Annotated in this window: 18 protein-coding genes; 6 read left to right on the top strand and 12 right to left on the bottom strand. The window is 63.1% G+C overall.

Features of this window, described 5'->3' with window-relative positions:
- Window positions 1-3: 3 nt before the first annotated feature.
- From rbbA to ftsH, 3 genes are all read right to left on the bottom strand, one after another.
- The gene (gene rbbA, locus AAC979_RS22245) at window positions 4-2,769 is read right to left on the bottom strand and encodes a ribosome-associated ATPase/putative transporter RbbA (protein ID WP_371349166.1); all 2,766 of its coding nucleotides are present in this window, start codon (window positions 2,767-2,769) and stop codon (window positions 4-6) included.
- A complete protein-coding gene (locus tag AAC979_RS22240) occupies window positions 2,759-3,745 on the bottom strand; it encodes an HlyD family secretion protein (protein ID WP_371349165.1) in 987 nt (328 codons plus the stop codon). The genes rbbA and AAC979_RS22240 overlap by 11 nt, the downstream gene beginning before the upstream one ends.
- A gap of 63 nt (window positions 3,746-3,808) precedes the next feature.
- Window positions 3,809-5,692, bottom strand: coding sequence for an ATP-dependent zinc metalloprotease FtsH (ftsH, locus tag AAC979_RS22235; RefSeq protein ID WP_371349164.1), 1,884 nt, complete (start codon window positions 5,690-5,692; stop codon window positions 3,809-3,811).
- Window positions 5,693-6,296: 604 nt separating this feature from the next.
- Here ftsH and AAC979_RS22230 point away from each other — a divergent pair.
- The 5 genes from AAC979_RS22230 to AAC979_RS22210 all read left to right on the top strand — a co-directional run bounded on the left by AAC979_RS22230 (window position 6,297) and on the right by AAC979_RS22210 (window position 11,128).
- Window positions 6,297-6,500: a DUF2934 domain-containing protein gene (locus tag AAC979_RS22230; RefSeq protein ID WP_371349163.1), complete on the top strand. Its 204-nt coding sequence runs from the start codon at window positions 6,297-6,299 to the stop codon at window positions 6,498-6,500.
- A 221-nt stretch (window positions 6,501-6,721) separates the two neighbouring features.
- A complete protein-coding gene (gene glgP, locus AAC979_RS22225) occupies window positions 6,722-8,362 on the top strand; it encodes an alpha-glucan family phosphorylase (RefSeq protein ID WP_371349255.1) in 1,641 nt (546 codons plus the stop codon).
- A 161-nt stretch (window positions 8,363-8,523) separates the two neighbouring features.
- Window positions 8,524-9,659, top strand: a protein-coding gene (locus AAC979_RS22220; protein ID WP_371345425.1) for an IS3 family transposase whose coding sequence is annotated in 2 segments (ribosomal slippage) — window positions 8,524-8,779 and window positions 8,779-9,659 — 1,137 coding nt in all. Because the reading frame shifts where the segments join, the coding sequence is not laid out codon by codon here.
- Between the two features lie 110 nt (window positions 9,660-9,769).
- Window positions 9,770-10,444, top strand: coding sequence for a CBS domain-containing protein (locus AAC979_RS22215; protein WP_371349162.1), 675 nt, complete (start codon window positions 9,770-9,772; stop codon window positions 10,442-10,444).
- Window positions 10,445-10,450: 6 nt separating this feature from the next.
- Window positions 10,451-11,128 (top strand): DUF6629 family protein, encoded by a 678-nt coding sequence (locus tag AAC979_RS22210; RefSeq protein WP_371349161.1) that lies wholly within the window; start codon window positions 10,451-10,453, stop codon window positions 11,126-11,128.
- Window positions 11,129-11,346: 218 nt separating this feature from the next.
- On the opposite strand, the gene cueR is transcribed toward AAC979_RS22210, so the two are convergent.
- Together cueR and AAC979_RS22200 are read right to left on the bottom strand one after the other, a co-directional pair.
- Window positions 11,347-11,838, bottom strand: a complete 492-nt coding sequence (cueR, locus tag AAC979_RS22205) for a Cu(I)-responsive transcriptional regulator (protein ID WP_371349160.1) — start codon at window positions 11,836-11,838, stop codon at window positions 11,347-11,349.
- Window positions 11,839-11,871: 33 nt separating this feature from the next.
- Window positions 11,872-14,418, bottom strand: coding sequence for a copper-translocating P-type ATPase (locus tag AAC979_RS22200; RefSeq protein ID WP_371349159.1), 2,547 nt, complete (start codon window positions 14,416-14,418; stop codon window positions 11,872-11,874).
- Between the two features lie 160 nt (window positions 14,419-14,578).
- Between AAC979_RS22200 and AAC979_RS22195 the strand changes: the two genes are divergently transcribed.
- The gene (locus tag AAC979_RS22195) at window positions 14,579-14,782 is read left to right on the top strand and encodes a heavy-metal-associated domain-containing protein (protein ID WP_371349158.1); all 204 of its coding nucleotides are present in this window, start codon (window positions 14,579-14,581) and stop codon (window positions 14,780-14,782) included.
- A gap of 302 nt (window positions 14,783-15,084) precedes the next feature.
- Here the strand turns inward: AAC979_RS22195 and AAC979_RS22190 are convergent, their stop codons facing one another.
- From AAC979_RS22190 to AAC979_RS22160, 7 genes are all read right to left on the bottom strand, one after another.
- Window positions 15,085-15,459, bottom strand: coding sequence for a DUF4010 domain-containing protein (locus AAC979_RS22190; RefSeq protein WP_371349157.1), 375 nt, complete (start codon window positions 15,457-15,459; stop codon window positions 15,085-15,087).
- Window positions 15,408-16,370 carry an MgtC/SapB family protein gene (locus tag AAC979_RS22185; protein WP_371349156.1) on the bottom strand — a complete coding sequence of 321 codons (963 nt, stop codon included), beginning with the start codon at window positions 16,368-16,370 and terminating at the stop codon, window positions 15,408-15,410. Before AAC979_RS22185 ends, AAC979_RS22190 begins: the two co-directional genes overlap by 52 nt.
- A 141-nt stretch (window positions 16,371-16,511) precedes the next feature.
- On the bottom strand, window positions 16,512-18,044 hold the full coding sequence (locus AAC979_RS22180; protein WP_371349155.1) for a thymidine phosphorylase family protein: 1,533 nt from the start codon (window positions 18,042-18,044) through the stop codon (window positions 16,512-16,514).
- Window positions 18,041-19,399, bottom strand: coding sequence for an MBL fold metallo-hydrolase RNA specificity domain-containing protein (locus AAC979_RS22175; RefSeq protein ID WP_371349154.1), 1,359 nt, complete (start codon window positions 19,397-19,399; stop codon window positions 18,041-18,043). The genes AAC979_RS22180 and AAC979_RS22175 overlap by 4 nt, the downstream gene beginning before the upstream one ends.
- An 8-nt stretch (window positions 19,400-19,407) precedes the next feature.
- A complete protein-coding gene (locus tag AAC979_RS22170) occupies window positions 19,408-21,777 on the bottom strand; it encodes a xylulose 5-phosphate 3-epimerase (RefSeq protein ID WP_371349153.1) in 2,370 nt (789 codons plus the stop codon).
- Window positions 21,770-22,810, bottom strand: a complete 1,041-nt coding sequence (locus tag AAC979_RS22165) for a ribose-phosphate pyrophosphokinase (RefSeq protein ID WP_371349152.1) — start codon at window positions 22,808-22,810, stop codon at window positions 21,770-21,772. The genes AAC979_RS22170 and AAC979_RS22165 overlap by 8 nt, the downstream gene beginning before the upstream one ends.
- A 12-nt stretch (window positions 22,811-22,822) precedes the next feature.
- Window positions 22,823-24,922 carry a heavy metal translocating P-type ATPase gene (locus tag AAC979_RS22160; RefSeq protein ID WP_371349151.1) on the bottom strand — a complete coding sequence of 700 codons (2,100 nt, stop codon included), beginning with the start codon at window positions 24,920-24,922 and terminating at the stop codon, window positions 22,823-22,825.
- Window positions 24,923-25,130 lie beyond the last annotated feature (208 nt).

The following is a 25,130-nucleotide window of genomic DNA, read 5'->3' as shown; positions in this document are numbered from 1 at the left end:
TCATCAGGCTCCCTGCTTGCGGATCAACAGCCTCGCGAGCAGCAGGAACGCCAGCGCGAAACCCACCAGAACAGTGAGCTCGTGCGTGAAGGCCGCCGTATCGAGCCCCTTGGCGAACACCCCGAGGCTAATCGTCTGGAACCAGAGCGCAGGGAACGACAAGCCCATGATGCGCCCGGGGCCCTCGAGCGAGGAGGCTGGGATCCAGAATCCCGAGTAGTGAGCCCCCGTCATCGCCGTAAGGATGGCGGTCCCGAAAATCGCAGCCACCTGGGTCGAAACGAATGCCGATACCAGTAGGCCGAAGGCCGTGGCGGCGAAGACATAGACGAGGGCTGCCACGGAGAGCGCCAGCATCGAGCCTTTCGGCACGACGCCCAGGACACCGCCGGCGAAGGCAAGAAGGCTGAGATAGCTCAAGATCCCGATCGCGACATAGGGGAGCTGCTTGCCGAGCAGATATTCGCTCACGGTCACCGGAGACGCATAGACGTTCGCGATCGAGCCCATCTCCTTCTCCCGGACGACGCTGAGGGCTGTCAGCATGGCGGGAAAGATGATTAGCAGCAGCATGATCGAGCCGGGGGTGATCGCGAAGACGCTGCGGAAATCCTGATTGTAGCGAAACCTGGGCTCGACCCGCAGCGTCTCCGCTGGTCGTCCATTGGCATTGCGCGAGCCGCGTGCAAGCTCGCCGGCATAGGTCTGAACCGTCCCCAGGATATAGGCGCGGGCGGTTTCGGCGGGGAACGTGTTGCCGCCGTCGAGCCAGAACCCGACTTCAGGACGGCGACCTTGCAACAGATCGCGACCGAAGCCGGGCGGGATGTCGACGGCAAATTTCAGCTCGCCGGCGCGCAGGCGCCGATCGATCCCGAACTCATCGTCAAGCCTTGCTTGCTCTATGAAGTACCGGGAGTTCGAGAACTGGTCGAGAAACGACCGGCTTTCCAGCGATTGGTCGCGATCGAGTACAGCGTAGCGCAAGCCCTCGATGTCGAATGAAATCCCGTAGCCGAAGGCAGCCATGAGCAGGAGTGGCCCGAGCAGCGCGAAGGCCAGCCTGATGCGGTCCCGGCTGAGCTCCAGCGCCTCGCGTCGCGCAAACGTCCAGATTCGTCTCACAGAGGCCAGGCGCAATCTCAGCGGCATGATGGAGCCATCTTCGAGACCAGACGCAGCCGGCTCAACGAACCGGGCCGCGCCATTGGCGGCCTCAGTATCAGGTCCCGTCGCGGCCGCGTCTTCCAAGTAGGCGATGAAGGCGTCTTCGAGGCTCTCCGCGCCGCGCGCGGTCTGAAGGTCGTGCGGCGCGCCGACGGCCAGCACCCGACCCGCATGCATGAGAGAGATGCGGTCGCAGCGTTCGGCCTCGTTCATGAAGTGCGTCGAGATGAAGATGGTGACACCGTCGCGTCGCGACATCTCCACCAGAAGGCTCCAGAAGCGGTCGCGGGCCGCTGGATCGACGCCTGAAGTTGGCTCATCGAGGATGAGGACGTCCGGCCGATGCAGGCACGCCGCCGCCAGCTGAAGCCGCTGGCGTATCCCCAACGGCAACGCGTCCGGCAGGGTTTCCGCAACATCAGTGAGCTCGAAGCGAGAGAGAGCTTCCTCGACACGTTGGACAAGCTCCTTGCCGTCGATGCCACAGAGTCGCCCGTGCAGTTCGAGATTGCCCCGCACGGAGAGCTCTTCGTACAATGAAAAGGTTTGCGAGACGTAGCCGATCCGCGTCCTGGTAGAAATATCACGCGCGTCGACCGGCTTTCCCAGGAGCTCGGCGTGTCCTTCCGTCGCCGGCAGCAGCCCGGTTAGCATCTTCATAGTGGTTGTCTTGCCGCAGCCATTTGAGCCAAGGAAGCCGAAGATCTCGCCCCGTTCGATCCGAAAGCTCACATGGTTGACCGCAGTGAAATCGCCGAAGCGCATCGTGAGGCCTTCGGCCACAATGGCCGGCGGCCCGCCATCCGGCTCAAGACGCGGCACGGATGGTGCTGCGCGCGCACCACGCCGCTCCGGGCGCTGAAGCTCGATATATGCCTGCTCGAGCGTGGCGGAGCCGGTACGGGCGAGAAGCTCTGCCTGGCTGCCGTCGGCGATGATCGCCCCATCATCCATTGCGACGATGCGATCAAATTCGCCCGCCTCCTCCATATAGGCTGTCGCCACGATCACCGTCATGGCCGGCCGCTCGGCCTGGATACGCGCGATCAGCATCCAGAACTGGCGGCGCGACAGCGGATCAATGCCCGTCGTCGGCTCGTCGAGGATGAGAACATCGGGATCATGCACCAGCGCGCAGCACAGCCCGAGCTTCTGTTTCATCCCGCCCGACAATTTTCCAGCCGGCCGGTCGGCAAAGGGGAATAGCCCGGTGACCCGCATGAGCTCATCAATGCGCCGGTGCCGCCGTTCCGTCGGCTGGCCGTAGAGCCGTGCGAAAAAGTCGATGTTCTCAATCACTGAGAGGGTCGGGTAGAGGTTGCGCCCCAGGCCTTGCGGCATATAGGCGATCCGAGGCGCGGCCTCATTGCGGTGCGGGGCCGACGCCATGTCGCCGCCCAGCACGCTCACGGAGCCGCGCTGAATGCGCCGCACGCCCGCGATGAGCCCGAGAAGCGTCGACTTACCGACCCCGTCAGGACCGACTATGGCAAGCTTGCAGCCAGTTCCAATCGAAAGCGCGAGATCGCGAAGCGCGATCACCTTCCCATAGGCGTGATGGACACCCGACAGGCTGACGGTTGCTGCGGGCTCAACCTCCATTGGGCAGCCTCGGCGCAAGCTCGTCCGGCCAACGCGCATCGCCCGTGACCTGGACATAGGCGTCGCCGGTCATGCCTGCCTTCACATATCCCCGCTCGGAGGCGACCAGGGCCGGATCGAGATGCAGCTTGACGCGATACATCAACTTTTCGCGTTCGTTCGCCGTCTCGACGAATTTCGGCGTGAACTGCGCGTCGGCGGAGACGAACGACACGGTCGCCGGCAGGACATAGCCGCCAGGACCATCCAGCACGAGCCGCGCTTGCGAACCGACGGCCACACGACCAGCCGACGCCGTCGGCAAATAGATCGTCATGTGCGCATCCGAGAGGTCGAACACGGTCAAGACCCGCCCTCCGGCGCCGACAACCTCTCCGGTTCGTGCCAGACGGTACTCGACCCGACCGGATACCGGAGCCCTCAAGGTCATGTCGGCGATGGCGGCTTCGATTTGGCTAGCCTGCGCCTCGGCGACCTGAACCGAGGCTTTGGCATCCTCGACGGCGGCTTTCGCCGTCTGCAGCGAGGCTCTTGAGATGTCACGTTGCGCCGTTCGGCGATCATGTTCGGCCTGCGTCGAGGTATTCGTCCGCATGAGATCGACGACACGCTGGAGCTCAATCTGCGCGAGATTCAGTTCAGCCTCGCGCAGCGCAACACTCGCTTCAGCACTGGCCACGTTCTGGTGGCTGCGGTGCACGGCGGCTCTCGCCGCCGTCAATTGCGCCTGGATCTCGCTCGTATCGAGCCGGGCGAGCACATCACCCTTGCTGACGTTGACCCCCTCGTCCACCATCACCTCAGCCAGACGGCCGGCGTATTTGCTGGTGATGTCGACCCGCTCAACCTCGATCCTTCCATTCACCCGCGCCAACCCCGCAGGCACGCGGTTTTGGGTGCCGAGCCAATAGACATAGGCGCCAGCCACAGCGGTGGCGACCAATACGGCAACGACAACAACGGACGATCTGCGCACCTTAGATTCCCATAAACAGCGAGCGCCCGTCGAGCAGGCCAATCCGGCGATTTCCGATCCGCATCATTCGACCCGAGCGAGGCCGGGCTTCCGCGGCGCCTCGCGCTCAAGACCCATGGTCAGCTTGGCGAGATCGTCGGGGCCGAGCGTCTCGCGAGCAAGAAGCTCGCGCGCGCTGGTGTCGAGCACCGACCGGTTGCGCTCAAGGATCGAGTGGGCCTTTTGGAAGGCCCGATCGATCAGGTCCTTCACCATGTGATCAATCGCTTCGGCTGTCTCGTCGCTGTAGGTGCGCGGGCGCCAAACCGGGGTTTGGCCGACCAGGAAGCTGCCCGTCTCCGGCTCGTAGGCGACCTGCCCAAGCTCCTTCGACATGCCGAACCGAACCACCATGTTGCGCGCGATGTCCGTCGCCTTGACGAGATCATCCGCTGCGCCCGTCGAAATCTCGTCGAACACCAAGCTTTCTGCAGCTCGACCGCCCAGCAGAACCGCCATGCGATCCTGCAGCTCGGACTGGCTCATGAGGAACCGATCCTCGGTCGGACGCTGTAACGTGTAGCCAAGGGCCGCGATACCACGCGGGATGATCGAGACCTTCTGGACCACGTCCGTCTGTGGCAGCGCCATGGCAACGAGCGCATGTCCCATTTCGTGATGGGCGACGATCTCGCGCTCACGCGGAATAAGGATCCGGCTCTTCTTTTCAAGTCCGGCGACGATGCGCTCGACGGCTTGTGTGAAATCGTCGAGGACGGTGGCGCTCGCGCCGCGGCGAGTGGCGACAAGCGCGGCCTCGTTGACGAGATTGGCCAGATCGGCGCCGGTAAAGCCTGGTGTGAGCGCCGCGAGCGCCGCAACGTCGAGCTCGGGTGCCACGCTGATCTTCTTCAGATGCACGTTCAGAATGTCGATTCTGCCCTGACGATCAGGACGATCGACCAGAACCTGGCGATCGAAGCGGCCGGCCCGCAGCAGCGCCGGATCGAGGATCTCCGGCCGGTTGGTCGCCGCCAGGACGACGATCCCAACGCTCGGATCGAAACCGTCCATCTCGGCGAGCAGCTGATTGAGCGTCTGCTCCTTCTCGTCGTGTCCGCCTCCAGGGACATCGATGCCGCGCGCGCGGCCCAGCGCGTCGAGCTCATCGATGAAGACGATGGCCGGAGCCTGCTCGCGCGCCTGCTGGAACAGGTCGCGCACGCGCGAGGCTCCGACGCCGACGAACATCTCGACGAATTCAGAGCCCGTGATCGAGAAGAAGCGAACACCCGATTCCCCGGCGACGGCACGCGCCAGAAGCGTCTTACCCGTTCCGGGCGGTCCGACGAGGAGCAGACCCTTGGGGATCCGTGCACCGAGCCGGCCATAGGTCGCGGGATCTTTCAAAAATCCGACGACTTCGGCAAGCTCTTGCTTGGCTTCATCGACGCCCGCGACATCCGCAAATGTCACCTTCACACCCTTCTCGGCATAGACCTTGGCGCGACTGCGACCGATGCCCATCAGACCGCCGTGCTGCCCCGCCATCATCGGGCGCAACAAAAACATCCAGATCAGCACGAACATCGCCGCCGGCATGAGCCACGACAGCAGGTTTTCGAAGAGGCCGGGCGCCGGTTGCCCGGAGAAGGAAATACTCCGGCGCATCAGGACCTCAGCGATCTGGGGATCGACGCGAACGGTCGAAAAATGCTGAGGCGCGTCCTTGTCGACGGGCTGTTTAAGAGTACCGGTGATCTGGGTCGGCCCAACCACCAGGTCAGTGACGCCGTCTTTTTCAACCAGGCTCTGGAACTCGCTGTAAGGGATGACCTTCAGGTGGTTCTGGCCAACCAGCAAATCCCGAATAAGCAGAACGGCGAAGAAAACCGCGATAAAGTACAGGATATCGAATTTGAACGCCCGTTTGGCGGGAGTCTTGTTTTCATTCTCCATCAGTCGCATTCCCGTACTTCTCTCGTCCGTAACGGGCCAATCGGGTTAAGATCATAAGCCAAGCCATATAACCGATCGAAGCTTCTTTGAGCGTCAGGGCAGACACTACTCTCGCCGACAATAGTGCCATCCGACCGCTCGCCCGCTGGGAACGATGCGCGTCCGGGGAGGCGCAAACTTTAACTCAAATCAAGGTTGCGTACGGAAAGTCCCCTACCGTGCCGGGCGCGTCGCTGCATCGAGTCCGATCGAAAATGAACTTCGAGGGGACAGGCCGAGCCACCAGGGGCTGCCCAGAACTTAATTGCGATTAGGGAGTTGGCTTGCCGTAAGGCTTCGTCAGGAACGCATTTTTAGTTTTGCGTAAGAAATCACGAAGTCGATTCTTCCCAACATTGCGCCGAGACATGAAAATCAAATACAAGCGATGGACTCTGTCGGATCTCCGATCACGCCGGAGCGGGTAGCATCGAAGCTGCATCTCGCATTTCGCATTTGGCTTCGGGCTGGGTGAGCCCGAGCCCATCTTTAACCTGCATCAATGACACGCGGCGGAACGCAGGAGAGCTGTATTGGGCGGGCTCGATGTCTCGCGAAAAGGAGAGATGAGACGATGAGCACAGAGCCGGAAACGTCTGCCGACAGCGCTCTCAAGCTGAAGATCGAGCACCGCGCATATGAGATCTGGGTGGACGAAGGCAGCCCGAATGGCTGCGATCTGGAGCATTGGCTGCGAGCCGAGGCCGAGGTCACATCGACAGAACCCGAGAGCAAACGTGCTCCGAAAAGCGCCGCGGCTGCGAAGAAGGCCTCATAGTGCTCATCGGCCGGTTCGGGCAAGATCCATGGCAGAGCATACTGCAACGTGATCTCGGAGTGCTCTGCCCTTGGCCGGCGATCGCAGGCAGCAGGTTTGGCCGCGTTCGAGCCCGCATGCAATGTCGGGCTGCGGTGATGTCCGGCCAGGAACGGGAATAGGGGACCGTCGTGAAAGCCCTCGAGCCCTTCCTCCATCATACGACTGTTGCGTATTTTTCGATGGAGATCGCGCTCCGCCCAGACATTCGCACCTATAGCGGCGGGCTTGGCGTCCTGGCCGGCGACACTGCCCGCTCAGCGGCTGATCTCAACCTCCCGATGGTCTTCCTGACCTTGCTCAGCCGAGAAGGCTATGTTCATCAGGAGCTGAGCGCCGATGGCGCGCAGATCGATAAGCCGAATCCGTGGACGCCAACTGACTCGACACATCCGCTTCCCGCCATGGTGGCCATTTCCATTGAAGGGCGGAGCGTCTGGATCCAGCCGAGGCTCTACCGCCTGGAATGCCCGATCGGGCATGCCGTTCCGGTGTTGCTGCTGGACACCGACCTCGACCAGAACGCTGCTGAGGACAGGAAAATAACCGACCGCCTCTACGGCGGTGACGATGTCTATCGGCTGAAGCAGGACATCGTGCTCGGAATCGGAGGCCTGCTCGCGTTGCGCGCGCTCGGCTTCTCGATCCGGACCTACCATTTGAACGAGGGACATGCGGCGCTTCTTGCGCTGCAGTTGCTTCGGGAAACGCGGCGAGCGTCCGACGACCTCGCTCCGGGGGGAAGTCTGTACGATCGCGCCGTTGTTCGGGAGAAATGCGTATTCACGACCCATACTCCGGTCGAGGCGGGTTTTGACAAGTTCGACTACGCTCTCGTCGACAGCGTCCTGGGGGATTACCTGGAACTCGACGAGCTGAAGAAACTGGCCGGGCTGGACCGTCTCAATATGACGCAGCTTGCCCTCAATCTGAGCGGCTACGTCAACGGCGTGGCGCGGCGGCACGCAGAGACTACCCGGAAGATGTTTCCGGGCTATCAAATACGCTCGATCACCAATGGTGTTCATCCTCACACCTGGACTCATCGGGCACTGGCGGAACTCCATGTGGCGCGGTTCCCGCATTGGGCCCACGAGCCCGAGATCCTGGCCTTTGCGGACCAATTGGCTGATGAGGATGTGTGGAACGCCCACCAGGTGGCAAAATCCGAACTCATCGATTACGTCAGGAATGCAACCGGCACGCTAATGCATGCGGATATTCCGCTTATCGGGCTTGCGCGGCGGATGACGGCCTATAAGCGACCGGATTTGCTTTTCAGCGACCTCGAACGATTGATGGCAATTGCCCAGGACCAACCGTTCCAGGTCGTCCTGGCCGGTCTGGCTCACCCGCGCGATGAACCCGGGCATCGGCTGATCGAGAGCTTTCACCGGTACATCGAGCGTCTTGCCGGTGTCGTACCCGTGGCCTTCCTGCCCGGCTACGACATGAAACTTGGTGCTGCGATGGTTTCTGGCAGCGACATATGGCTGAATACGCCACTTCCGCCTCTGGAGGCTTCAGGCACGAGCGGGATGAAGGCGGCGCTGAACGGCGTGTTGAACTTCAGTGTCCTTGACGGCTGGTGGATTGAAGGGTGGATCGAGGGAGTCACCGGATGGGCAATCGAAGGACATCCGCCAGGAGCAGGAGACGCCTCGGCGCTTCTCGACAAGCTGCAGTCCGTCGTTCTTCCGCTCTATTGCAATGACAGGGCGCGCTGGATCTGGATGATGAAGCAGTCGATCAGCAAAATCGGCGCGACCTTCAACAGCCAGCGCATGATGCGCCGCTATGCGACGGAAGCCTATATGCGCTGACGGTGGCGGCCCACGTTGTGTCGAAACGAAGGGCGGAAAAGCCCCCGATTGCTTGTACCGATTCCAAGTAGAGAACGTGGGCCGGATACCGAGAATGAGGTGGTCCCCGAAATCCGGACAGGGAGTTAAGCTTGGTTCGGCCTGACGGAAGGACGAGCCCGATGACCGGGAAGAGGAAGCGATATTCATCGGATTTCAAGGCGAAGGTGGCCCTGGAGGCACTGCGCGGGGAACAGACGGTGGCCCAGTTGGCGGCGAAGCATGGTCTCCACCAGACCATGATCAACGCTTGGAAGAAGCAGGCCATCGAGGGGATGGCCGCAGTGTTCTCCGGCAAGGCGGAAGCGGCCGACGCCGCCCGCGAGAGCGAGATCGACCAGCTCCATGCCAAGATCGGCCAACTGGTGGTGGAACGGGATTTTTTGCGTCGGGCCTCCGGGCGATGAGCGTGGGGGCAAAACGCGACATGATCGAACCGGATCACCCCCGACTACCGATCACGCGCCAGTGCGCCCTGGTCGGCATCAGCCGGTCGGCTTTCTACGGCGGGCCGCGGATCGAAAGCCCCGAGACTCTTGCCATTATGCGGGCGATCGACGGCCAGTTTCTCGAGACGCCGTGGTACGGCTCGCGGCAAATGGTGCGCCATCTGCGCCGGCAGGGGCACGAGGTTGGGCGCAAGCGTGTGCGGCGCCTCATGGCCCGCATGGGGCTGGCCACCATCTACCAGCGGCCGAAGACCACGGTGCGCCACCCGCAGCACCGCATCTTCCCCTATCTCTTGCGCACCATGGCGATCGAGGAGCCCGACCAGGTCTGGTGCGCCGACATCACTTACATCCCGATGCGGCGCGGATTCCTGTATCTGGTCGCCATCATGGACTGGCACAGCCGCAGGGTTCTCTCCTGGCGGCTCTCCAACACCATGGAGGCCGACTTCTGCATCGAGGCACTGGAGGAGGCCTTGTCCCGGTTCGGGCGGCCGAGCATCTTCAACACCGACCAGGGAAGCCAGTTCACCAGCCCGCGCTTCGCAAAGGTGCTGCTGGACGCTGGCGTGCGGATCTCCATGGATGGCCGCGGCCGGTGGATGGACAACGTGTTCATCGAGCGCCTCTGGCGGTCCCTGAAATACGAGTGCATCTACCTCAACGCCTTCGAGACCGGGTCCGAGGCCCGCGCCGGGATCGGCCGATGGATCACCTACTACAACCGCACGAGGCCCCACTCGGCTCTCGGCGGCAGAACGCCGGAGGAGGTCCACATGGCCTGCGACGGCATCAACAAGGCGGCGTGACACACACCAGAACCAAGCTTAGCGAAGCCGCCAAAATGTCCGGCGAATGGGGACCACCTCAAGAATACTCAATGCCGGATGCCGCAATGCAGAGGGAAGTGGGCTGATCGATGAACGCGAAGGATCTGATGACAGCGGTGCCGACGACAGTGAGTCCGGAGCACAGCGTCTGGCACGCGGCTCAGATTATGCTCTCTGAACATGTGAGCGGGGTTCCCGTACTCACCGATGATGGCGTGCTTGCCGGCATTGTGACCGAGGGCGATCTCCTGCGGCGCGCGGAGATCGGAACCGCAGAGGCGTTCCCCGATCTTTCGCAAGACGCCGATGCGGTGGCCAGAGCCTACGTGAAGAGCCGTAGCTGGAAGGTCGGCGATGTCATGACGACGAATGTCATCACAATCGATGAGAACACCGCAGTGCACGAGATGGCAGCGCTGATTCACCAGCACGGCATCAAGCGCCTGCCGGTCATGCGAAAGGAACGACTGGTCGGCATCGTCAGCCGAGCCGACCTCTTGAAGGTCATAGCGACCGGCAAGCCTGATGCCGAGATCCGAGGTGACGAGGCCGTGCGGCGCGCCATTGTCGCACGCCTCGCCGAAGCCGCTTCGGCGCTGTCAGCCCAGCCCGTTGTCACCGTCGAGCGCGGGATCGTGCATGTCGCAGGCGATATTCGATCCCAGGACGAGCATGATGCGATTCGCATGATTGTTGAAAGCGTCTCCGGACCGGGGTTCAAGGATGATCTGAGGATCTCGGGGAAAGGTCCTGTAAGGATTTGATCTGAGATGTGCCTGTCTGCAGAAGCGAGCTTCACAGCCGCTGCCATTCTGATGCCTGCGGGAGTCTTGAGCACCTATCTTACTTGGCAGACCAATCGCAGATACATCGCGATCTCTGCCCTACCCTTTCTGTTCGGTGTCCAACAAGCGACGGAAGGGCTCGTATGGACTGCCGGGCAGTGGGGTGATCAAGATCTCGTGACGCGGTATTCTCTGGCCTACATGTTCTTTACTTGGCTCGCCTGGCCGGTCGGGGCGCCGGTCTCGACCTACTTCATCGAGGAGGGGCGGCGCCGAAGCCTCTATCTATTCTTCGCCATCGCCGCGGGCATGCTAGGCGCACTGCAATACGTGCCGTATTTCGCGCACGAGGGCTGGTTGACAACCACGTTCCTCGCACGGGCAGTCCGCTACCAGGATGTCAATCTCCTCGATTTCGTGGTGACGCGCGAAACAACCTATGTCATTTACGCGGTGCTCGTCACGGTTCCATTCCTGTTGTCGCGCGACCGTGCCGTGAAGGTCTTCGGCTTGCTGGTCGTAGGCGTTCTTGCGGTGACATACATTTTCTTTGCCTACGCCTATATCTCCGTCTTCTGCTTCGGCGGAGCGCTCATGTCGCTCTATCTGGTCGGGATGATATTGCGCAAGCCGCGACCCAAGTCGGCGATGGGCACAGCTTGACGGGCTGCCGGATCGGGCACTGCCCAGTCAGATGCGCAGATCTTGCGCCATTGCTAGTTGAGTATGATTCCGCGACGCGGTGCGCGGCCGCGGAGATATTGAAGAATCGAGTTCGAAGGATCTGGCGAAGAAACCAGCATCGCCGTCAGGCTTGAATCGATCCAGCCCCATCGATGATGATGCGGCAGGGCGAGGAGCTTATTCTTCGTTTTCCAAGGTCAAGTCCGACGGGAGGGCATCCGCCCGGGATGACCCCTTTCAAGTGGAGCGATGGGAGCTGCGCTCGGACGGCTCTTTGCTTGAGGCTCACGCGGTTCGACGTCCGCATCGGCGAGAGTGGCGAGGATTGGGCAGTCTGGTCGTCCGTCGCCATGGCAATGCTGAGCGAGGTTGCTGAGCGTCGCGATCATGTTCTCTATGGCCCGCTTTTTGTCCTGCAGGTCCCGCACGTGCTGGAGCGAGATCGCTTTCACATCGGCGCTGCTGCGATCCCGATCACGCCAGAGTGCAAGAAGATCGCCGATCTGCTTGACAGAGAAGCCGAGGTCGCGAGCCCGACGGATAAAGCGCAACGCATGAACGTCATTGTCCGAATAGTTGCGATATCCCGATCCCTGCCGGGTTGCGGCTTCCGTCAATCCGATGGATTCATAGTATCGGATCATCTTGGAGTTGACGCCCGAACGCTTCGCTGCCTCACCGATGTTCATGCTCCAAATACTCCTACTGCTGCCTCGCTCCGGTCACTCGGCCGGAACAAGCATTGGTCCGTGCGCCCGCATCGCGGGAGCTGTGTCGGCGATCATCGGCGGCTGGAAGCGCTTCAGACGGAGCGCATTGCCGAGCACGAAGACGCTCGATACCGCCATCGCGCCAGCCGCGAAGATCGGCGAGAGCAACGTTCCGTTGAACGGATAAAGGACGCCCGCGGCCACCGGGATCAGGCTGGCGTTATAGGCGAAGGCCCAGAACAGGTTCTGCTGGATGTTGCGGATAGTCGCCTTGCTGAGAGCGATGGCGTTGACCACGCCGCGCAGATCGCCCGACATCAACACGACGTCGGCAGCCTCGATCGCGACATCTGTGCCGGTCCCGATCGCGACGCCCACATCGGCCTCGGCGAGCGCGGGGGCGTCATTGATGCCGTCGCCGACAAAGGCCACGGTCCCAAAGCGTTGGCGCAGCGCCTTGATCGCCTCGACCTTGGCGTCCGGCAGAACCTCCGCCATCACTTCGTCGATGCCGAGCTGCGTGGCGATGGCGTTGGCGGTGCCGGCGTTGTCGCCAGTGATCATCGCCACTTTGATCCCGAGCTGGTGCAGCGCCGCGATCGAATCGCGTGTCGTCGGCTTGATCGGATCGGTAACGGCAATCGCCGCCGCCAGCCGGCCGTCGATCGCGGCATAGAGCGGGCTCTTGCCTTGGCTCGCCAAGCGCCGGCCGATCGGCTCAACCTCCGCGAGGTCGTAGCCGAGCTTCTTCATGTAACGATCCGCACCGATCTCAACCTGACGGCCGTCAACGGTCGCAGCGACGCCAAAGCCCGGCACCGCCTCGAAGGCCTGAACGGTTCCAAAGGTAAGATCGCGCTGCTTCGTCGCGGCGACGATGGCTTCGGCAATCGGATGCTCGGAGCGTTCTTCAACGGCCGCAACCAAGGACAGCACATCGGCCTCCTGGAACCCGCCAACCATCGACAGCTCGGTCAGTTCGGGCCGACCTTTCGTCAGCGTGCCAGTCTTATCGAGGGCGATGGCTTTCGCGCCCCTCAGGGTCTGGAGCGCCTCGCCCTTGCGGAACAGAACCCCCATCCTAGCGGCTCGCCCGGTACCGACCATAATCGAAGTCGGCGTGGCGAGACCCATCGCGCAGGGGCAGGCGATAATCAGGACCGCAACACCGTTAACCAGCGCGAAGGCAAGCGCCGGATCGGGACCAAACACCAGCCAGACGACGGAGGTCAATGCCGCGATACCCATGACGATCGGAACGAAGACGCCCGTCACGCGGTCGACGAGCGCCTGGATCGGCAGCTTGGAGCCCTGTGCCTCTTCGACCATGCGGATGATCTGTGCCAGCACGGTGTCGCCGCCGACCTTGGTGGCGCGGAAGGTGATGCTGCCAGTCTTGTTGATCGTGCCACCGACGACTGCCGCGCCCACGCTCTTTTGGACCGGGATCGGCTCGCCCGTGATCACGGACTCGTCGATGAAGGACGAACCGTCGAGCACTTCGCCATCGACCGGCACGCGCTCGCCAGGACGCACTCGCACGATGTCGCCGGCAACCACCTCGGAGAGGGAAACCTGCACCACCTTTTCGTCGCGGAGGACCTGCGCCGTCTTCGCCTGCAGGCCCACCAACTGCTTGATCGCCTCGCTCGTGCGGCCTTTGGCGCGCGCCTCGAGCCAGCGGCCGAGCAGGATCAGCGCAACGATCACGGCCGCCGCTTCATAGTAGACGTTATGGGTGCCTTCCGGCAGCAGCCCAGGCGCGAAGGTGGTGACCACGGAATAGGCCCAGGCCGCGCCGGTGCCGAGGCTAACCAGCGTGTTCATGTCGGGGCCGCCGCGCAACAGCACCGGGACGCCCTTGACGAAGAAACGCAGGCCGGGACCGAACAGGACCAATGTCGTCAGGGCAAACTGCACATACCAGTTACCCTGCTGTCCGATGGTCTCCATCGCCAACATATGGATCGCGGGAACCAAGTGGCTGCCCATTTCGAGCACCACGACCGGTACCGTGAGGACCACTGCAAGCACCAGCGCGTTGCGCAGGGAACGCATTTCCCGCTCGCGCCGAGCGGCTTCCTGGTCCTTGGCGACCGCTCCGTTCGTCACTGCGCGCGCGCCATAGCCGGCGCTTGCGACTGCGGCAATCATGTCTGAGGTGGAAATAGAACCGCCGAGATAGTCGATGCATGCTTTTTCAGTCGCCAGGTTGACCGAAGCATCAAGAACGCCGGGAAGCGCCTTCAGGACCTTCTCGACCCGTCCAACGCAGGACGCACAGCTCATTCCTTCGACGACGAGTTCCACCGCCTCGCTACCGACCTCGTAGCCGGCGGTCTTGACCGCGCCGACCACGGCAAGCGGGTCAGGGTGCACGGAGAAATCGACCTCGGCGCGCTCCGTCGCGAGATTGACCGAGGCGCGCCTCACCCCTGGCAGTGCCTTCAAGGCATTCTCGACTCTCCCCACGCACGATGCACAGGACATGCCTTCGATGCGCAGCCGTAGAGTGGCGGATGGCGCGTCGAGCTGGGCGAATGCGGTTGAGGTCGACATATCGTCAGCTCCTTGAATCACTGGTGACCATAAACATGGGGCTTCCAACAATGGGAAGGTCAACGCCGATTGGTGCAATTTTTCGGCAGGCAGACCTATTGACCTTCCCATTGTTGGAAGCACCACCTTCGCTCATGAAAGGCAAATCAAGGAGAGAGCCATGGTCAATTTGAAAATCCCCAACATGAACTGCGGCGGCTGCGCTGCAACCGTCACCAAAGCCCTTAAGAGCATCGACGCCGACGCCAGGATTGACGTCGATCAGGCACTGAAGATCGTGAGACTGGAGAGCAGGGCGGGCGTCGAACAAATCTGCGCGGTGCTTAAATCCGCAGGCTATCCTGCGGAGGTTCAACCCGGCTGACGCATTCTGCTCCCGGGGCAAGGATAGACGCTGGTCCGTTGGCATGAAGCGGACCGGCGCTGTGGCGCGCTGTCGGAGCAGAGATGCCAGGAGCCGCACTCCATTCCGGCGCCATCCCGATATGGCGTGACGCCGAGCTCAGCAATGCCGAAATCACCGACCTGTGCTCTCAGATCATCCCGTCTGAACAACATGAGATCGGGCAGACGAGGGGAATTCTGCCGCGGCTTCAGGCACCGAGTTCCTTCCGCTGCAACGTTGTCCGGGTGCAGGGCGATGGAATATGCTCATGTCTCGTCGATTCAAGACCCGGTCACGGCCGACGGACCCGACCACTCGAAATGTGGCAGCGTCGCAAAGGCGGCATAGCCGAGCGCAATGGACACCACGGTGGCGCTCGCCAGCGGGAGCCAGAAGCGAACCGGCCCCGCAGCGGCGGCGACTGTCAGGCGGCCAATGGCATTCGTGGCGAGCGCCAGAAGCACCGCGTGTCCGACCGCCTCAATGGTTGCCGGCAGTCCGAGCAGCCGCAACGCACTAAGCACCGCGACATCGACGTCAAATAGTCCCGAGATGGCGGAGGTCGCGACCATCCCACCGCTGCTTCCGACCGAAAGGGCGGCGCTCACGGTGGAGACGAGCGCGAAGAGCCCCGCAAACAGGAGCAGCGGTCCCACCTCGAAAGGGTTGCCCGGCGGTTGCGGACCTTCGCCCGAAATGGTGTGGCGCGACAGAAGGTGAGGATGCCGCAGGCCGCAAAGCCGGCGACCGTGGCCAGGATGGCCAGACCCGCAACCCCCAGTACAGACGGCGCGACGATGGCGACGATTGTGGTGACCCGGATCACAGAAACGCCTGCCGCAAGGATCGCGGCACCCGCCAACGGCCAGGGATCCCCTCCCGTCTTGGCCGTCCGTGCCAGCGAAAGAGTTACGGCGGTCGACGAGATGACGGCTCCTGCAAGACCGCTGACCAGAACACCCCGGGTCGTGCCGAGGGCCCGGACCGCGATGTAGCCAAGGAAAGAGATCGCCGCCGTCAGCACGGTGAAGAGCCATACCCGGCGGGGATTGAAGCCGCCCCATGGATCCATGGCTCGATCGGGCAGCAGTGGTAGGATGATCGCCGTCATTACCGCGAGCACCAGAGCCGAACGGAGCTCGATCCAGGAAATTCGCCTGAGAAGTCCGTGCAGAAGTTCGCGACTGGCGAGGACGGCGGCGAGCGCAGCCCCGCCGGCAGCCGCGGCGCGTTGATCCCCGACGACGGCAAGCGCACCCAGAGCGAACACGCCCAGAGCGGCGATGATACCAGTCACGCTGTAATCCTCCTCGTGGAGGGATTCGCGTGCCTTGTACCAGGCGAAGACCGCAGCGAAGGCGAGGAAGCCTGCGATCAGGATGGCGGGGGCGTCGAGGCTGGCGCTGAGAGCCGCCGCCACCCCGCCGAGCAGTCCGGAAATTCCATATGTCCGGATACCTGCCGCGCGCCCGCCATCCGGAGTGTCGCGCTCGCGCCACCCACGCTCCAGGCCGACGAGCAAACCGATGGCAAGTGATAGACCGAGCTGCAAGATCAAGACGTCCATGGCCTGGTCCATGATGGTAGAGTCACGTGATCAGCGCAGCTGATCACGATTGCCGCCTGTTCATCTTCAGCAGTAGCTTGTCGCCCCGATAGAATTGATCCTAAGGCGTTGTCGCTACTTGAGCGAGAACCTACGGCCGCCTCATGGCTCGACCTTGACGATATCGCCGGACCGGGCGGCGTATTCCAGGGCATAGGAGAGTTCGGCACGCGTCTCGGCATGGACATGAAGCATTGGCTGACCCTTGTCGACCTCGTCGCCCAGCCGCACGTCCATGCGAACGCCGGCGACCTTGGCCTCAGGCGCGCCAGCGAGTTTGGCAAGTCGGGCGAGCCTTCGATTGTCGACATGAACGACGCGTCCCGCATGCGGTGCCATAAGCGGATGGACGTTGGCCGCCATCGGGGGCGTGCGCATTCCGCCCTGCGCCTCACAGATCGCTTCGAACTTCCTCCAGGCCCGGCCGTCGGCGAGCGTTTCGAGCGCCAATCGAGTCCCTTGGCCTTTTTCGGCTTTCCCCCCGATTTCGAGTGCTGCGCCCGCAAGCGTTATAGCGCGTCTCCTGAGATCGTCCGGCGCGCTACTGGCGTTTTGAAGGACAGCCAGGACATCGAGAGCCTCGAGGGCCGGCCCGATCCCCCTGCCGACCGGCTGTGAGCCATCGGTCTGGAGACATATCGCGGACAGGCCGAAGCGCGCGGCAACCGCCCCCATGCGCTCGGCGAGATGACCGGCGACCTCCTCGCTGCGAACCTTGGCTGTCGGGCCGACGGGAATATCGATCACTACATGGGTTGAGCCAGCGGAAATTTTCTTCGACAGCACGGACGCGATGAGCTGGCCTTCGGTATCGATATCGAGCTCACGCTCGATGCGCACGAAGATATCGTCGGCTGGACTAAGATGCACCGCGCCACCCCAGGCGATGCAGCCACCTTCAGCCTCCACTACGCGCCGGAGCATCACAATGTCGAGGTCGACCGGAGCGAGCGTCTCCATCGTGTCGGCCGTGCCTGCCGGCGAGGTTATGGCGCGTGAAGAGGTCTTGGGCATGATGAGACCTTGCGCCGCGACGATCGCAACAATGATCGGTGTGGTGCGATTGCCCGGCAGGCCACCGATGCAGTGCTTGTCGACGATGATTGGGGCGTCCCAGTGCATGCGGTCGCCAACTTCAACCATCGCGCCTGTCAGGTTGGCGGTCTCCTCCTCGTCAAGAGGCAAGGCGGCGCCCGCCGTCAGGAAAGCGGCAAGATGCACGTCGGTGTATCGGCCCGCGACAACATCCTTGGCGATCGCCGCGAGGGCCGATGCGTCCAGCCGGTTGCCGTAGATGCGTCGGCGGACGCTAGCCAACGATTCGATCGCGGGCGCATGCGTGACTTTGACGGCTTCGCCATCCGCAACGCCGAGGAGCGCCCAGGCGGCCTCAGAAAGTGCAACCTCGTCGAGCGCGATCAATTCGTCGCCCTCTATCTGAAAGAGGATTGCCTGTACCTGCCGGTTGCCAATTGAAACGAGAACCTGGGAGCGTGCGGCAAGACCCTCCGAACGGCAGACATGGCAATCGGTCCGCATGATGACCACCGCCTGATGCTGGGTGTGGAGGCCAAGCCGCTTGGCGCGGAGCACTGGCTGTACGAGGGCGTCAGTCCGTTTGGGGGCTACGATCATAGATCGAACGCCTGATCCTGACGGGGAACGCTCGCGCTCCATCCGAGATCCTTGTCGATGCGTATGCGCAGCGCCTCAGCCGCCTCAGGCTCTCCATGCACGATGAAGATACGTGATGGGCCGTGACGGAAGCCCGAGAGCCAGCGCATCAGCTCGTCGGAGTCGGCGTGGGCCGAGAGCATCGCCAGATCATCGACCTCCGCGCGAACGGGAATCCATTCGCCATGGATCTTGATCTCCTGAGCGCCCAGCAACATCGCTCGCCCACGCGTTCCGGCGGCTTGGAAGCCGGAAAACAGGATCGTGTTTTTTTGTTCAGGTGCAAAAGCCTTCAGATGATGGAGCACGCGGCCCCCGGTTGCCATGCCGCTGGCCGAGATCACCACCTTCGGAAAGGGGCTCGCGGTGATCGCCTTGGAATCTTCGACGTCTCTCGTATAGGTGGCGATCCCGCAGATCGCACCGCAGTCTTCCGGCGCGAGGCGATGATCGGCACGGTGGGCATGAAGCAGGTCGGTCGCATCGATCGACATGGGACTGTCAAGATAGATCGGAATGTTCGGAAGCCGGCCCGCGGTCTTCAGCTTCCACAGATGGTAGAGCAGCGACTGTGCACGGCCGACCGCGAATGCCGGGATCACCACGGTGCCGCCGCGCTGGACCGTGCGCTCGATGACAGCGCCGAGGCGTTCGGTGGTGTCACCCGGCTCGTGGACGCGATTTCCGTAGGTGGACTCGATGACGATGTAGTCGGCTTCTGGGATCGGTTCCGGATCGGGCATGACCGGGTCGCCGTAGCGTCCGAGATCGCCGGAGAAGGCAATGCGTCGGCCGGCCCATTCCACGTCGGCGGTTGCCGCACCCAGGATGTGCCCAGCATGGCGAAAAGTCAGCGTCGCGCCGCCTAGAAGCTGAATGGCCTTTCCAAAGGGAACAGCCGAGAAGAACTCAAGCGCACGTTCAGCGTCGCGGATCCCGTAGAGCGGCAGAGCGGGCTTGTGCTTGGAGAAACCCTTGCGGTTGGCGTATTCGGCATCCTTCTCCTGAAGGTGGCCGCTGTCCTTGAGGATCAGCTCGGCAACGTCGCGGGTGGCACCGGTGGCGAAGATCCGGCCACGAAAGCCGTCACGCACCAGCTTGGGCAGATAGCCGGAATGGTCGAGATGGGCGTGGGTCAATACGACGGCATCGATGCTCGAGGGTTCGACCGGCAATGGCGCCCAATTGAGCTCGCGCAAATTCTTCAGGCCCTGGAACAGACCGCAGTCTATCAGAATGCGCTTTCCGCCATGAGCAAGGAGGTGTTTCGAGCCGGTGACGGTGCCTGCACCGCCCAGCGAGGTCAGCGTGAGCATGGTGGCCTTCAGATCGCGGGTTGGAAGAGATCGGCGGGGCTACCCCGACCATCGACGGCGGCGCGTTCGGCGGGGGTGAGCAGATCGTCGCGCGTCCAGCCCGAAAGCGGTACCGCTGCATCGATCAGATGCGCCCAGGAGCAGCGATTGGCGAACAGCATGCCGGCGACGTCGAGCGTACCGCCGCGGCTGATATAGCCGCGCGCGATCGTCCGTGTCGGGCCGCCGTCCAGCCGGCGCAATAGGCCGAGCATCGGCTCGGGCCGCGTATGGCTAACGATCACGCGGGACAGCTGCGGGGGAAACAGTGCGGCGAGATCCTCATCGCTCGCGGTGAAGGCGGCCTCGATCGGGTCGCGCGCCGCGCGAAAGCGGCCGGGCTCGCAAACAGCCGTTACGACGATACGGCGGCCGTGTGCCTTTAATCGCTGGGCGGCCTTGAGCGCCTCCTCGAGCTGATAGGCTCCGATCGCCACCAATTGCAAGTCGGCTTCGCTAGGATTGCCGTCGATATGGGCCGCGCCCAAAGCCACGAACCGGCCAGCCGCCTCGCCATCGAGCCGGTGTGGCATGTCGCGCTTCGATACGATCAGGCAGGCCACCTGGCCACGTTTGTCATAGACCGATCGGAGCGCGGCCATGGCGCTGTTCGCGTCGACTGGAAAGAGCACCCGCGCGGTATCCGACATCTCGCCGAGCAGCGCCTCACCGATCGTCGGATCTTGGTGCGATTGTTCGTTCTTGGAATTCTCCCAGGTGTGGGACGTGAGGACAAGGGGTACCGAGATCCAGCCGGGCTCCTGGCCGACCTCGCGCTGGCGCCGGGCGAAGACGATCTCCTGACGCAGCCCCCCGAGCATCTTCATGGCAAAGGCCTCGTAGGAGACGATCAGGTTGAGCCCGCCCTTGTTGGCGAGCGCCGCACCTGCAACTGCTTCCTCGTTGAGCGCGGTGATGACGGCGCCGTCCACGGCTTCGGCGACCCCAGGCTCGGCGAGGTTGACGCGATGCCGCAGGCGATCGAGCGCGGCGCCCATATGGTTGGATCGCATTTCGTCGGGATTGCCGACCCGTGGCCGCAGGCCCGGATTGGCGTCGAGGACGCGTACGAACCAGCGGTCAAGCGCATGCATGGCGCAATCCGGCGGATCTCCGGGGCGGGTCCATTCGGGCTCGGGGAGTTGGGGTGACGGCGGGCGTCGCAGTGCGAGCGGATGCCGGCTTTCGAGCGGCCGGTTCTGCAGGTCATGGATGGCAAGCGCGCCGACCGCGCGATCGATCTCTTCCATAGGCACGAAGAGCGCCGCTGAAGCTTGGTTAAAGGCGTTTCGTGCCGCGTCATCGCGCGACGGATTGCCGTCAATCGGAAGGTTGTGCGCAGCGTTGGTGCCGGCGCCCGGGAAGCCGAACCCCTTGACCGTCTCGGCGATCACATAAGGGATGGGCGCGGGATAGCTGTGGTCGGCATCGGCGGCGAAACGTCCGAGCCGCTCCTCGGCCGTGAGAATCGCCCAGACGAACGCGGCCGGATCACGGCCGTCGATCGCGAAGGGATCGAAGCCGTTGTGGCGAAGATGGGCGGCGAGCCAGTCGGTCCCGCCTTGCTGGGCAATCTGCGCGCGCTCCTCGATGCGGCGTCCATTGAGGATCATGATGGGGATCGCAAGGCCGGACTCCTCGGCGCGCCACCAGCGGGGCGTCCAGTCCGATCCGCGCTGCTCCTCGAAAGCGCCGTCGCTCAGGAAGGCGACGAGACTCTCCCCAGGAAGCGGCATGTGCACATATTGTACCTCGGCGAAGCCGAGATAGCCGCCCTCGGAGATCGCCCCGGCGGTGTGGGGACCGGCATGGCTGCCGAGCGGGACAGCCGCTCGGCCCTCCGCGTCGATCGCGTAGGAATAGAAGTCGGCTGCGAGCTGGGACAGCCCCTTCTCGGTCCGGTCGTAGCGGCCTTTCTGCGTCGGCGAGACGTCGCCGGTCAGCGCGTTGACGGCTTCGATCGCGGCGACGCAATGGCCTTGCCCCATCAGCCAGGAGCGGGTCTTGGCGGTGATTGTGTTGGCGGTGAGATATCCGACAAAAGCAGGAACCATGTTGAGCGAGCCACCGGTATGGCCTTCGGGCGTCAGCTTGAACGCATCGGCCGGCAGCGGCGCGCCCGAAAGATCGACCCGGCGGGCATAGGTCATGTGGACGACGGCCCACATTGCCGCGCAGGTCAGGCGGTCGGCGGCAGCGAGCAGCCGGTAGAGCCTGTCGGACACCATGTGTCCCGAGGCTGCCAGTGCTGCAACACGCTCGACCGTCTCGTCGCTGTGCTTGATGGGCCCGTAGCCCTTCTGCCAGATCGCGAACGCGCCCAATGTCGTTTTACTCATGCGCGCTATGACCTTTTCCTTGTCGTGGGATTGCCGTTCGCGTCCGACCGACGCCGCTTGTCCTTGGCGGAGGATCGCTGGCCGGAAAGGAGTCGATGCCTGCGCGGTCGAGCGGTTCAGGCGACCGCCTGAGGCGGACGATGTCCTGCGGGACATTCTGGGCGGCCGAGATGGTGGCGGCGATCAGAGGTGCGAGATGAATGGCGTTGCTCGAATGCAGGACAGAATCGCTCGAAACGATCCTGTCGGCGACGGTCAACAAGCGTTCGTAGGAATCCTCGGCAAAGAGGCCATGGATGACAGCACAGACGGGCCGAGCGAATCCCTGGAGCGGAAGCTTGCCGGCAGCTTCAATGAGCGTGTCGCCGGACGAGGCGATGTCGTCGACGAGGACTGGCCGAAGGTCGCTCCAGCGCGAGAGATTGGGGAGTTCGACGTCGACGCTGCGGTCACCGTGCCTGGTCTTGCGTAGAACGGCATGGGGCGCGCCGATGCGCGCAGCAATGGCCGAGACCCACTGCTCGCTTTCCTCGTCCGGTCCGATGATGAGGGGCTTCTCCACCTCGGCCGCGATCCAGTCGGCAAGAAGCGGCGCCGCGTGAAGCGTCTCTGTTGGGATCGTGTAGAGCGCGGAAAGAGCGGGATAGCGATGGAGGTGCGGATCGATGGTCACCATGTGGTCGAAGGTCGAGGACACGAGGCGGGCGAAGGTCTTTGAGGTCACCGCCTCACCGGGCAGAAAGCGACGATCTTGCCGCATATAGGCGAGATAGGGCGCAACGAGCGTGACCTCGCGCGCGCCGAGTGACCGGGCCGCATCGGCCGCGAAGACGAGACGCAGGAACCCGTCGTCCGGCCGCGCCAGGGTGCAGACGAGATCGACAGGCCGGTCCGCGACATCGGACAGAATCCGGACATAGGTCTCGCCGTCGGGAAATCGCCGTGTGTCGATCGCGCCGAGTTCCCATCCCCCAGCTTCGGCGAGATGGCGGGCGAAGGTTTCGCTTCCGGGCAAGGGAAGGATCAGGCGCATGGACCATGCTCCTCATTTCTTCCGGTAGAAGCGCAGAAACTGCGCGTTGATCGCGACGATGACTGTACTGGCCGACATGAAAACGGCGGCGACGGCCGGGGTCATCAGAAAACCCGTTCCGAAGGTGATGCCGGCCGCCATCGGGATGGCAATTGCGTTGTAACCGGTCGCCCAGATCAGATTCTGCACCATCTTGCGGTAGGTAGCGCGTGACAGGCCGAGGATCGCGGCCACATCGCGTGGATCGCTCCTGACCAGAACGACGTCGGCCGATTCCACGGCGACGTCGGTACCAGCGCCGATGGCGATCCCGAGATCGGCCACGACCAGCGCCGGCGCGTCATTTACGCCGTCGCCAACCATGGCAACCTGCAGTCCGCGCGCCTGTAGTTCCTTGATCTTCTCGGACTTCTGATCCGGTAGAATCTCGGCAAAAAATTCAGCTATGCCCAGTTCGTCCGACACCGCTTGCGCGACTCCCTTGGCATCGCCGGTGAGCATCACGGAGTTGATCCCGAGTGCCTTCAATTCTGCGATGGCCTTCTCCGATTCCGGCCGGACGATATCGGCTAGCGCGAACAGTGCCCGCGGCTCGCCGTCGCGGACGAGGACGACCACCGTCTTGCCCTGAGCCTCCAATTGCTTGAGCCTGTCATGGCTGATCGTCTTGCCCTGCCTTGCGAGGTGGCCAGGGCTCACGATACGGATGTCGGCACCGTCGACCTTTGCGACAATGCCCTCTCCGGTGATGTTGCTGGCCTCGTTTGCCTTCGGGACGGTCAAGTTGCGATCCCTGGCCTCGGCGACGATGCCGTGGGCGATCGGATGCTCGGACTGGCTCTCGGCCGCTGCGGCCAAGGCGAGTTCCTCGTTCTCGTCGCCGCCGGCGAGCAGCACGATGTCGCTCACGCCGAAGCGGCCCTCCGTCAGTGTTCCGGTCTTGTCGAAGACCACCGCGTTCAGATTGCGTGCGCGTTCGAAGGCCGCGCGGTCACGGATCAGAAGCCCGTTTCCGGCGCTGAGCGAGGTGCTGACGGCGACGACGAGCGGAACGGCAAGCCCGAGCGCATGCGGGCAGGCGACTACCATCACCGTCACCATGCGCTCGATCGCAAATTCAAGCGGCGCGCCTAGGACCAGCCACCAGACGAAGAGCGTACCGAAGCCGATGGCGAGAGCGATGTAGGTAAGCCATGAGGCCGCGCGGTTGGCGATATCCTGCGTCCTGGATCGCGTCGCCTGCGCCTTCTTCACGAGGTCAATGACCTGTGCAAGATAGGTGGCATCGCCGGTGGCCGTCACCTCGATGGTCACGGCGCTGGCGCCGTTGATCGCGCCGCCGATGGCAGTGGCGCCCACCGTCTTCGAGACCGGGCGGGATTCGCCGGTCAACATCGCTTCGTTGAAGCCGGACGCCCCCTCGATGATCTTCCCGTCCACGGGCACCTTGGCGCCCGGGCGGACGAGAACCCGATCCCCCGGCTGCAATGCGGAGATGGGGACCTCCTGCATCGCGCCGTCGGCGCCGATCTTGGTTGCGCTGTCGGGTAGCAGCCGGACCAGTTCCTCGAGCGCGCGCGACGCACCTATCACGGAGCGCATCTCGACCCAGTGGCCAAGAAGCATGATCGCGACCAAAGTCACCAGTTCCCAATAGAATGGCTCTCCTGGAAAACCGAACGTGGTGGCGGCCGAGAAGAAGTAGGCGGCCGAGATCGCCAGCGCGATCAGGGTCATCATTCCGGGCTGCCCCTTGCGCAGCTCGGATGTGAAGCCCGTGAGGAACGGCCAGCCGCCATAGACGTAGACGACGGTGGAAAGACCGAAGAGCACGAGCCCATCACCAGGAAACGCCAATGTCTCGGCCAGGCCGAGCCAGTGCTGGATCATTGGCGAAAGGAGAAGAACGGGTGGCGTGAGAACCAGCGTGACCCAGAAACGGCGCCGAAAGTCGGCGACCATCACACCATGATCGTGCCCGACATGCTCGGAATGGCTGGAACCGGCCGCCGCCACGATCTTGGGATCGGTGTGATGATTGTCCTGCCACCGTGGGCCAGCGTGGTCGGCATGACCGCTGTGATTGTTGGCATGCGGCCTGTCGGAGGTCATTCTACGCGATCCTGCTAGTTGTTACGGCGTTCGGGACACATGGCGCCCAGTGGAATGCTCACCGAAGTTCGGCGCGGATGCCAGCGACATGAGCCCCGTCTCGTGCCGAGCCTGCTTGGTCGCCGGATCCCCGAAGCATGTCTTTGATCGAGGTTAAGTTCGTCGATGGGCCAGACGTCTATCTCGGCGTAGTGCTCCGACGGCCGAG

The sequence above is a fragment of the Ancylobacter sp. IITR112 genome, assembly GCF_041415945.1.
GTDB lineage: Bacteria > Pseudomonadota > Alphaproteobacteria > Rhizobiales > Xanthobacteraceae > Ancylobacter.
Note: the sequence above shows the minus strand (reverse complement) of the source record. Positions and strands in the feature narration are given on the sequence as shown.